This window comes from Spirosoma sp., assembly GCF_048594605.1.
Taxonomy (GTDB): Bacteria; Bacteroidota; Bacteroidia; order Cytophagales; family Spirosomataceae; genus Spirosoma.
In genome coordinates, this window is sequence record NZ_JBMDWV010000334.1 from 1 (window position 1) to 10,623 (window position 10,623).

Sequence of the window (10,623 nt, forward strand, 5' to 3'; positions counted from 1 at the left end):
ACGTCTATAACTAGAAAACACAGGCTGTATGGCTTAGGAGCAGCATACTAACTATTTTTTATTCAGATCAATTGTCAGATAATCAGTCTTTTAAGTTAGAGTATAAAAAAATTCTACTAACGAATTAATCCTTTTCAATAGTCTGTCCTCTAATCGACGTATTCGTTACTCAAAACACTTACGCCTATTGCCGACAGCTTTACACAATTAATTCAGGTTCCAATTTTTTAGTCAATTTTTCCCTTCAAACCATGAAACGAATTGTGCTTGCCGGTGTAGTTGCTTTATTAAGTTTTATAGCTGCACAAACTTCTTTTGCTCAGGTTCAGGTCGGAATACGAGGTGGGGCCAACTGGGGCTTCGCATCAAAACCCGATTACCTTGGTAGCCTGACGCCCGCTTTTCATCCCACTGCTGGCCCCACGGGAGCTATTTTCCTGGATATTCCTTTAAGCGACCGCGTATCGTTTCGGCCTGAAGTAGCTTATGTACAGAAAGGCGTTGCTATTAAGCAAAGCTTTGATATTAATCTGGGGGGGCTTAATCTGCCTCTTGGCGCAACCGTAGCGTACCAATCGCAGCAAATTGAGGTTCCATTGCTAGCTAAATTCAATCTAAGCGATGGCGCTGTGCAGCCTTATGTCATCGCCGGGCCATCTGTAAGTTATGCACTAGATGGACGTATTCGGACTCGAGCTACCGCGCTTGTGACTACTCAGCCTATCGATGTGGATGTTGATTACGGTGGTACGTTGAGCCGCTGGGATGCTGGTGCCGTTGGTGGATTGGGCTTAGCGATGGACGCTGGCGCCGGAAAAGTCTTTGTCGAAGGCCGTTATACGCATGGCTTTACTCGTCAGATACAGGTACCGGTTGTGAATGTTAACGTTCGAAACCGTGGTTTAGCAGTGTCGCTCGGGTACTCGTTCCCCATCGGTTATTAGAGTCAAGTACCACCATTCACTGATTATATTATAGTACGTTTTTTGTTGAATCAACCTGAATCAGTAAAGGTGAAGCCATTTAGCTTCGCCTTTCTTTTTGGTATAAAATAGGATTATAAGCAGAGATTTTTCAGATAATGGCTTGTTATTAACAGCAGAAATTGTGTTAATTTTACTATTCGTAATTCACTGGCCTTGTTCTGGCGATAACTTTATTTATGGCAAAATTCACTGATTTTGTTCGTTCGACCGCTTCCGAACCTCACCGTATTCGTACCCGACAGATTCTTAAATCCCATCCTGAGATTAAGAAGCTAATTGGACAGAAAAACCCAACGACATTCTGGGTAATTCTGGGTTGTGTTTCGATGATGGTGGGCATGGCTTACCTCGTTCGTGACCAATCGTGGTGGATTGTTGTAGCGGCTGCCTGGTTTATAGGTGCTTTTCCGGCGCATACGCTGTTTGTCTGCATCCATGAAGCAGCCCATAATTTGATTTTTCGTAAGCCCGCAGCAAACGCCTGGACTGCAATTTTTGCAAATCTCCCAACGGTATTTCCAACGGCTTTATCGTTTAAAAACTTTCACATCAAGCACCATGCGTTTCAAGGCGTTCATGAGTTAGATGCGGATCTGCCTGATTGGTATGAAGCGAAACTGATCAACAATTACTCGATTGGTAAGGCTGTATGGTTACTATTTTTCCCTGTTTTTCAGGCAATACGTACCATTCGCTGTCGTGAACTGGCCGTGATTGACAAATGGGTAGCAGCTAACATTGTTGTTCAGCTTGCCTTTGACGTGCTAATTGTTACATTGTTTGGCTGGAAAGCTCTGATTTTCCTGTTACTGTGTTTATTCTTTTCGGTCGGCTTGCATCCACTGGGCGCTCGCTGGATTCAGGAACATTATCTAACACTCGATCCTCACCAGGAAACGTACAGTTACTACGGTCAGTTAAATGGTGTGAACCTGAACGTCGGTTTTCATAATGAACACCATGATTTTCCGTCAATTCCCTGGAACAAGCTTCCGGAAATTAAAAAAGCTGCTCCAGAATACTACGATACATTAAAATATCATACATCCTACGTTCGGTTATTCTTCCGCTTTCTATTCGATCAGGAGATTTCGCTCTACTCACGTATTGTACGTAAAGAGCGCGGCCGTGTGACGGTTGCCGATCAATCGAAACCTGATCTGGAATTGGTAGAATCACAAACGCAACCTGTTTCGGCTGCATCTGTAGCGTAAGAGACGTAACGCTTCAATAAAAACCCTCCTTTCCGTCTTTGGCAAAGATGCTCAAGGCCAAGAAAGGAGGGTTTTTGTATCTGGCCATATCTAATTCCGAATTTACCTTAATGCTAAATAATATTGTCGACGGTTTGGGTCGAAATGTTCGATAGCATAACGTAGTGCTGTGCGGGGCATCTGCTGAATATGATCGTGCAAAAACTCCTCTAGTGCATCCACGTTTCGCTTCCCAACTTCACGTAGCATCCAGCCAATGGCTTTGTGAATTAAATCATGCTTTTGCGACAGTAAAACCTCGGCGAGGGCAAACGTATCACCAAACTTTCCCAGTCGAATAAGGGCTAGCGTTGAAACGATTGCGATACGTTGGCTCCAAATAGTTTCTTCGTTAGCCAGATCATATAAAATCGAGCTCTCACCTTTTGCTACGTATCGCCCAACAATGTGTGGACATGTAACGTCTACTAAATCCCAATTATTGATGTAGTGTCGATTGGCTAAATAGCGCTCGAGAACGGTCGCCTGCTGAGTAGGTCCTGCTTTTTTCGTTTGTTTGACCCAAATAAGTAAGCCTACCATACGGCATTCGTGATAGGGGTCACGTACTAATTTTTCTGTTTCGTCTATTGATAAATTCCTATACTGTTTTACAACAACATGTTGTTGAGGCATTGACAGACCCAGAAACTGATCTCCCTCGCCGTACTGACCTGGAGCAGTTTTGAAAAAACGTGCCAGAAATGCAGCTCGCTCAGGCTGTGCCAACGAGAGAATCGTGTTTTTAACGTTAGTATAAGTCGGCTCCATAGACGAGCATAAAAAAGCAGAGATTCTTAAGAATCTCTGCTGCTATTACTGATACGTATCTTATCCTCAATCATTTAGCCGCGAACGTACGAATTCCTGTTCCGCTAATAATGGCAGGGCATACAGCATCGTTTTGTTACGTTCAAACGTAGGCCGGTCGAGATCTGCAGCCAGATATTGACCCTTAACGAATGTTTCCACCGTTCGTTTTATCAGATCAGCATCACTGGGGCGTTCTTCCTCATCCAGAACCAATACATCGGAGTTTGGCTCTTCCTCATGCGGGAATGAACGTACCGGTCCTGAAACATCTGAACGAATAATCGCAGGTCCGTTGTAGCTTGTTGGAGTCTGCTTATCGTCGTTTTTAATGCTCACGACAGATTTAGAATCGATAGGCTCGCCATCAGGGTCGACAAGCTCTAACTCTCCTGTTGAATCGTCATGTAAACCATCTTCAGGTTGTTCAACCATATCTGGTTCTTCGATAACAGGCAGCTCTTTATCTGGAGAAGCTGGACTTTTAAGCTGGTCCATCAACGTAGTAGTACCATCAAAACCAGCCGCGATAATTGTCACCCGTAAACTTTCGCCTAAGTTCTCGTCTGTTATTGCACCAAACTTAAACATACGGGCTTCTGCCTGGATTCGCTTCGCTACGAGTTCCGAGATAGCCATCTGCTCTTTTAGGCGCATAGCATGGGCTTTACTCGACGAAATAGTCAGTAGAATCCGTTTGGCTCCCCGAATATCGTGGTCATTCAGCAGTGGTGAGTTGAGAGCCGCTTCAATAGCTCGTATTGCCCGATCTTCACCTGCTGCCTCCGCTGACCCCATCACCGATTGGCCAGCGCCCTCAAGCACCTTTTTTACGTCGGCAAAGTCAGCGTTGATATCGCCTTGAGTTGTAATGATTTCTGCGATGCTTTTAACGGCGTTTGCCAGTACATCATCGGCATGCGCATAGGCTTCGGTCCAAGTTAATTCACTATATAGCTCGGCTAGCTTGTCGTTGAGCACCACCAGAACGGTATCGCAGCTTTTTTTCAGCTTTTCGATACCCTCCCGCGCCTGTTCTTTTTTGTCTGTACCTTCATACCAATACGGTGCCGTTACAACAGCTACGGTCAACAAGCCCATTTCGCGTGCTACTTCGGCTACTACAGGAGCAGCACCAGTGCCTGTACCACCTCCCATACCGGCCGTAATAAAGACCATTTTAGTGGGCGGAGCCAGCAAGTGTCGAATTTCTTCGATACTGCTGCGAGCTGCGTCTTCCCCTGCTTTCGATTCCGTACCGGCTCCTAAGCCATCCCCCAACTGTAGCTTTGTTTGGACGGGATTGCTCATGAGTGCCTGACGGTCAGTGTTGCAGACAGCAAAACTCACATCCTGCATTTTCAATTCATGCATGTGTTTGACGGCATTGCCGCCCATGCCGCCTACGCCGACAACCTTAATGATGATTGGGTTCTCGTCTGGAATTTCGAATCTATAGCCCTGACTATTCATCGTATCAGTATGTGATGTCGTTTTGTAATGAAAGATCTATGTAAATATCATTAAGCCGGCGGCAAACCGGCTTATTGTGGGCGGCTAGTAAGGGTCCGTCTCGTTACCCCGTATTGGCTGGGTTAATTTACGTAACCAGCGCATAACTGTACTTTCTTCTGGCTCCTTTTCGGGTTGCTTTTCAATGGGTTTTTTCTCCGGCGCTTTATCCCGGACATTGCTGGACGGGTGGCTGTAGGATGGACGTGGTGAAGCGGGCGCTGGCGGATATTCTTCGTTATAAGCGGCTTTGTTCGGATCGCTAATAAACGAGATACGATTGTCAATCGTTTTATAACCTGCCCATACCAGTCCGACAGCCGTGGCGTAAGCTGGATCGCCCACTAAATCAGCCCGCCCATTCGGTTCGAGGTGCTCAGGGAAGCCAACGCGGACTTCCTCAACTCCCGTTACGCGCGTAAAGATATGTTCTACACCCGGAATCAGAGCTGACCCACCCGTCAAAACAATACCACCCAGTAGTTTACCATCGTAGCCCGACCGAATAATTTCGGCTTGTACCAGAGCTGCAATCTCACGTAAGCGATCTTCTATAATGACTGCTACGTTTTTCAACAGTACGTCTTTCGGTTTGCGATTGCTTAACCCCGGCACTGCTACAACTTCGTTCAGGTTATACTCAGCCGGATTTGCGCTACCAAATCGCTTCTTCAGTTGTTCGGCCTGATTCGGCAAAATTTTACAACCCGCCTGAATGTCTGATGTTAAACTGTTGCCTGCCCAAGGAAAAACGGCTACGTGGCGGAGAACATTCCGGTAATAGATGGCCATTTCAGTGGTACCACCCCCAATATCGACCAGTGCTACACCCGCATATTTTTCTTCGTCCGTTAACACGGCCAGACCTGACGCCAGGGCAGATAGCATCATTGTATCCTGCGCCAGATTGTTGCGCGTGATACACTTGCGGATGTTACGCGCTGCGTTGGCCTGAGCCGTAATCAATTGAAAATCAGCGCCTAATTTAACCCCGTTCCGACCAACCGGTTGATTGACGTTAGACTCGGTATCTACCATAAAATCCATTGGCAGAACGTGGATGATCTCCTTGTCAGCTGGAATAGATGTACGGTACATATCGTTTATCAGGTGATCAATATCCTCGATCTGAATCTCATCGCCTGCAGACGAACGTGTGATGCTACCACTTGATTTGACAGACGTAACGTGTGATCCACTAAAGCTAACATTTACCAAATGAATGTTCAGATTCGATTGGTTTGAAGCTTCCGCAACCGCTCGCCGGATCGCATTGACCGTATTATTTACGTTCACAACTGAGCCTTTAGCCACTCCATCTGTCAGAGCCGTTTCGCCAACACCTAAAACTTCCAGGGTTTCCTGCTCTTTGTTGTTACGGATCAACCGACCAGCAACCGCGCACACTTTGGTGCTGCCAATGTCCAGACCAACTACAATTTTCTCATCCATGCCCGTTGTTGTCATTCGCAAACTAATTGGTTTCGATATTGAACGTTTATCCGACTGTAACGGTCCCAACCCTGCGCCGGTAAAACGTCCGTATATACTAATTTTAACTTCTTAAATTTTGCACTCAGGTCAGTAGGCGGGCCGAACTCAATTCGATGGTTACCCATCTGCGGCCACATCGTTACGTCTCCTTTTTCATCTACTGATAATTCCACAATCTGCGCTCGCCAGAACGGATCATCTTGAATTTGTTTCAGTAAAGTTAGCAGCGGTCGATTGCGTTCGTTCGATAAGGATCGATTTTGTCTAAAATAGCTTCCGGTCAAAATAGGTACTCGAGCCGAGTAGTTCATTGATACCGGGAAGAAACGTCCCTCTTCACTTACGTATTGACCTGATACAGGCCGCGTTTCGTCGCTGGATGATGCCACTAAGCGAGCCAGCGGACGGGGTTGTTCAATCACGACGAGTAAATCCCCCGTCAGGTCACGCGATACCTGACAATTTTTTACCAATCCATGTTGCCGCAATCGTTTCTCCAGTTGACGAAAGTCAACTTCCCTGTAATCCTTTCCAAAGATCGGATCAGCTCCCCCGTTTGTCAAATAACCCATTACGTCCCGACGCGTCAAAAATTGATGGCCATCAATCTGATCGAGTCGGATAATCACCGTTCGGACTTGTTTCTGACTATGCCGAATTTCCGTAAAAGCGATAAGGCCAAACAGGGCTGCAAGTCCCCCGATTGCGAGTAACCAATTTTTGGATGATTTAAAGGTAGTTAACATTTGTAAATTACCTAAATTGTTTTTCAGATATTTTTATTTACTGGTACATCATTGTGTTTTTTAATGTTGGTAGCAGCTGGTCAATATCTCCTGCACCAATGGTTACAAGCAAATCTGGCCTCATTTTCTGCACAACGCTGGCTAATTCAGCTTTGGTGCATTGCTGTTTGCTTTTCGATTTTATGTCCCGGAAAATTAGTTCAGATGTTACTCCTTCCATTGGTAGTTCGCGTGCAGGATAGATATCTAGCAGCACTACGTTGTCGGCGATGGATAAACTTTTGGCAAACCCTGCCGCAAAATCGCGAGTCCGACTGAACAGATGAGGCTGAAAAACGGCCGTTAATTCCCGGTCTGGATAAAGTGCCTTTACCGACGACAAAAACGCTTCCACTTCGGCTGGATGGTGGGCGTAATCGTCAATCAATACAGCTCTGTCCGTTTTAAGAATGTACTCAAATCGCCGACGGACTCCCCGATAACTAGTAAGAGCGGCACGAATAGCTTCTGGTGATACACCAATTTCCAGGGCAACGGCTCCAGCGGCCACGGCATTTTCAACATTGTGAAAACCGGGCACTACCAATTGAATGTCAGAAATGATTCCCTGCGGATGAACAAGATCAAAGACAAAAGCGGCTTGTTCGATTCTGAGGTTCTGGCTGTAGTAATCGCCTGCTTTCAAAGAGTACTGCTTAACTGTTGCAGCGGTTTGATCAGCTAGTGTCAGATCTTTCTTCATGAACAAGACACCCCCTTGTTCGATTTGACTGACAAACAGGCCAAATGATTCTAAGACTGCCTCGTGAGCGCCATAGATATCGAGATGATCAGCATCAGTGGACGTAACAATAGCGTATTTGGGGAACAGAGTCAGGAAGGAACGGTCGAACTCGTCAGCTTCTACGACACAAATCACTGAACGGAGGTCGTCGGCTGGTTCATTAAGCAAAAAATTAGTGCCGTAATTATTCGTTATGCCACCCAGAAAAGCGGCACAGTTGACTCCTGAGTTTCGCAGAATATGGGCCACCATCGACGACGTAGTGGTTTTACCATGGGTGCCCGCCACAGCGATGGTTGTCATTTGGCCCGCCAGAAGTCCCAGTACCTGCGAGCGTTTTTGCAGTGTAAAGCCGTGCTCTGTAAAATAAATGTACTCTGGGTGAGTCTTTGGAACAGCGGGCGTATAAATTACTAATGTTGCGGCAGGATTTTCGCGAAACGATACTGGAATCTGATCGACGTCTTCCGCAAAATGGATGGTCATCCCTTCTGCCTGTAACGTATCGGTTAGGTTTGTTGATGTTTTGTCATACCCGGCTACAGGGTAGCCATTCACCTGAAACCAGCGGGCCAGCGCACTCATGCCGATACCGCCGATACCGAGAAAGTAAATGTATTTGAACTGATCTAGGGTCATTGTTGAGGGAGGAAAGGGAGCGAAGCAATGCGAGATGAAAGAACTTGGTAATCTCTTTCATCCATTCAGCCTTTCTCGGTTCTCCTTATTTCGTTAATTTAATTACTTCTTGAGCAATGTCGCGAGCGGCATTGGGTTTCGCTAATGTTTTTATTTCAGTACTTAGCTGCTTCTGCTGAACGGGGTTGTTGAGTAAATTAAGTGCATACGTAACGAGATCTTCACGCGCATTCCGATCGGTGACCAATAAAGCCGCGTTCCGTTCGACCAGGCTCATGGCGTTTTTAGTTTGGTGATCTTCGGCCGCTGCCGGAAAAGGAACCAGAATCGCTGGCCTGCCTACTAAGCATAATTCCGAAACGGATAAAGCGCCTGCTCGCGATACTACTACGTTGGCTACAGCATAAGCTTTGTCCATATCGTAAATAAAATCGTAGGCTTTAATCAGCGGTGAGCCAATATTAGCAACGGCCTTACGAGCCCGTTCAATGAAAGCTGGACCTGTCTGCCAGATTACCTGTATACCTGCATCCACAAAACGCTGTAAACCTGATTCTATACTCTCATTAATTGTTCTGGCTCCCTGGCTCCCACCGATAATTAACACGGTGAGTCGATCCGCTTCCAGATCAAATAATTTTTGACCGGCTTCGATCTGCTGGTCAGCAAGCTGTATGTCACTGCGAACAGGATTTCCTGTCAATTTGATTTTTTCGGCGGGGAAGAAAGCGTCCATCCCTGGATAAGCTACGCAAATGCGCTTTGCCCAGCGAGCCAATACTTTGTTGGTGACACCAGCGTATGAATTTTGCTCCTGAATGAGCGTAGGAATACCTTTTAATGAAGCCGCTAACAGCAAAGGACCACTGGCGTACCCGCCGACTCCCACGACTGCGACGGGTTTAAAATCACGCACGATCTGGCGCGCCCGAAGCAGGCTGCGGCCTAATTTGAGTGGGAAACTCAGGTTGGCTAACGTCAGTTCTCGTTTTATACCGACGACTGGCAGCCCGACGATCGTATAACCGGCTCGGGGTACCTTCTCCATTTCCATCTTGCCCTCGGCTCCTACAAACAGAATCTCGGTGGCAGGATCAATTGCTTTCAGCTCGTTGGCAATAGCAATGGCCGGATAAATATGTCCGCCAGTGCCGCCCCCGCTGATAATTATTTTCATATAGTTGGTGAATGGTAATTAGCGGCTGATAAAAATCGTCGGATGCTTTACAGTTGACAACTATTATCCGGCCACTAGTCACTAAATTTTACTTTCGTCGGCTTCTTCTTTACTTACACTAAGCACAATACCAATGGCTAACCCCGTGAATATTAACGACGTACCACCCATGCTTAATAAAGGCAGAGGCTGTCCTGTTACGGGTGCTAAACCGATGGCCACACAAATGCTGGCAAATGCCTGAAACACGATGCTAAACGTTAGACCTGCTGATAATAAACCACCAAACGGTCGAGTCGCTTTCTGGAGCGTTTTCATCCCTCGCCACAAAAACCATATATAGGCCAGTACTACAGGAATGCCTCCCAATATCAAACCGTATTCTTCAACAATAATGGCGTAGATAAAGTCAGAAAAGGGATTAGGCAACGTATTACGTTGATGACTATTACCTGGCCCCTGACCAGTTAAACCGCCATTGGCAAGGGCTATATAAGATTGCTCCACCTGATAAACAATTGTATCCGAATCCATAAAGCTTTTCATGCGGTTTGTTGCCGTACCAAAACGTTGTCCGGCCAGCAAAGCAATACCACCAAATAGAACACAAACCGCAATCATGTAACCAAGGTACCGTACTGGAACACGGCCAATATACATTAGTAAAAAGCACGTAGCGCCCAGCAATAAGGCTGTAGACGTGTTGGTCAGGATAATGAGCGAGCAGATGACCCCAATCCAAAGTATAAGATTGAACAACACACTGGGGTCGCTCATAAAGCGCTGCCGCTTCGCCAGCATAGCTGCCAGATTAGAAATAAGCGCCAGTTTTGCTAAATCAGAAGGCTGGAAGGTTTGATTGATAATGGGAATCGTGACCCAACGCGACGCTTCGTTCAGGTTTGTTCCTTTAAAAAATGCCCACAACAGCAAAGGGACCGATAGCCACAGCCCGTACTTTGATAAGCGGGCGTAGTCCACGTAATTAATCTTGTGCGCAAAATAAGTGCAGGCTAAACCGAGTAGTAGCAGCGAGCCATGCTTGAGTAAGAATACTTCGGTATTACCGTCGAGTTCCCGAAAAGCCTTAGTACCGGTCGCACTGTAAACGACCAGTACGCTCATAATAGACAAATAAAGCACGATCCACCAGATTTGGCGGTCACCTTTTAAGTGCGTATTAATCCAGTCGCGGAGGATCATAATTTTTTAAAATATTATT

At 46.3% G+C, this 10,623-nt stretch carries 9 protein-coding genes; 2 read left to right on the forward strand and 7 right to left on the reverse strand.

Going from position 1 to position 10,623, the window contains the following annotated elements; all coding sequences use genetic code 11:
* The first annotated feature begins 251 nt into the window (after window positions 1-251).
* Complete coding sequence (locus tag ACOJS8_RS20305; protein ID WP_420150380.1) at window positions 252-944, forward strand: porin family protein; 693 nt, start codon at window positions 252-254, stop codon at window positions 942-944.
* A 218-nt stretch (window positions 945-1,162) separates the two neighbouring features.
* Window positions 1,163-2,200: a fatty acid desaturase gene (locus ACOJS8_RS20310; RefSeq protein ID WP_420150381.1), complete on the forward strand. Its 1,038-nt coding sequence runs from the start codon at window positions 1,163-1,165 to the stop codon at window positions 2,198-2,200.
* A 102-nt stretch (window positions 2,201-2,302) separates the two neighbouring features.
* Here ACOJS8_RS20310 and ACOJS8_RS20315 read toward each other — a convergent pair whose 3' ends face one another.
* The 7 genes from ACOJS8_RS20315 to ACOJS8_RS20345 form a co-directional block, all read right to left on the reverse strand.
* Window positions 2,303-3,010: a DNA alkylation repair protein gene (locus ACOJS8_RS20315; protein WP_420150382.1), complete on the reverse strand. Its 708-nt coding sequence runs from the start codon at window positions 3,008-3,010 to the stop codon at window positions 2,303-2,305.
* 66 nt (window positions 3,011-3,076) lie between these two features.
* On the reverse strand, window positions 3,077-4,522 hold the full coding sequence (ftsZ, locus tag ACOJS8_RS20320) for a cell division protein FtsZ (protein ID WP_420150383.1): 1,446 nt from the start codon (window positions 4,520-4,522) through the stop codon (window positions 3,077-3,079).
* A gap of 84 nt (window positions 4,523-4,606) precedes the next feature.
* Complete coding sequence (ftsA, locus tag ACOJS8_RS20325; RefSeq protein ID WP_420150384.1) at window positions 4,607-6,028, reverse strand: cell division protein FtsA; 1,422 nt, start codon at window positions 6,026-6,028, stop codon at window positions 4,607-4,609.
* Window positions 6,025-6,801 carry a cell division protein FtsQ/DivIB gene (locus tag ACOJS8_RS20330; RefSeq protein ID WP_420150385.1) on the reverse strand — a complete coding sequence of 259 codons (777 nt, stop codon included), beginning with the start codon at window positions 6,799-6,801 and terminating at the stop codon, window positions 6,025-6,027. Before ACOJS8_RS20330 ends, ftsA begins: the two co-directional genes overlap by 4 nt.
* Window positions 6,802-6,838: 37 nt before the next feature.
* Entirely contained in the window at window positions 6,839-8,224 is a 1,386-nt protein-coding gene (gene murC / locus ACOJS8_RS20335; RefSeq protein ID WP_420150386.1) for a UDP-N-acetylmuramate--L-alanine ligase, read from the reverse strand.
* Window positions 8,225-8,309: 85 nt separating this feature from the next.
* The gene (murG, locus tag ACOJS8_RS20340; protein ID WP_420150387.1) at window positions 8,310-9,401 is read right to left on the reverse strand and encodes an undecaprenyldiphospho-muramoylpentapeptide beta-N-acetylglucosaminyltransferase; all 1,092 of its coding nucleotides are present in this window, start codon (window positions 9,399-9,401) and stop codon (window positions 8,310-8,312) included.
* An 81-nt stretch (window positions 9,402-9,482) separates the two neighbouring features.
* Window positions 9,483-10,604, reverse strand: coding sequence for an FtsW/RodA/SpoVE family cell cycle protein (locus ACOJS8_RS20345; RefSeq protein WP_420150388.1), 1,122 nt, complete (start codon window positions 10,602-10,604; stop codon window positions 9,483-9,485).
* Window positions 10,605-10,623: the final 19 nt, after the last annotated feature.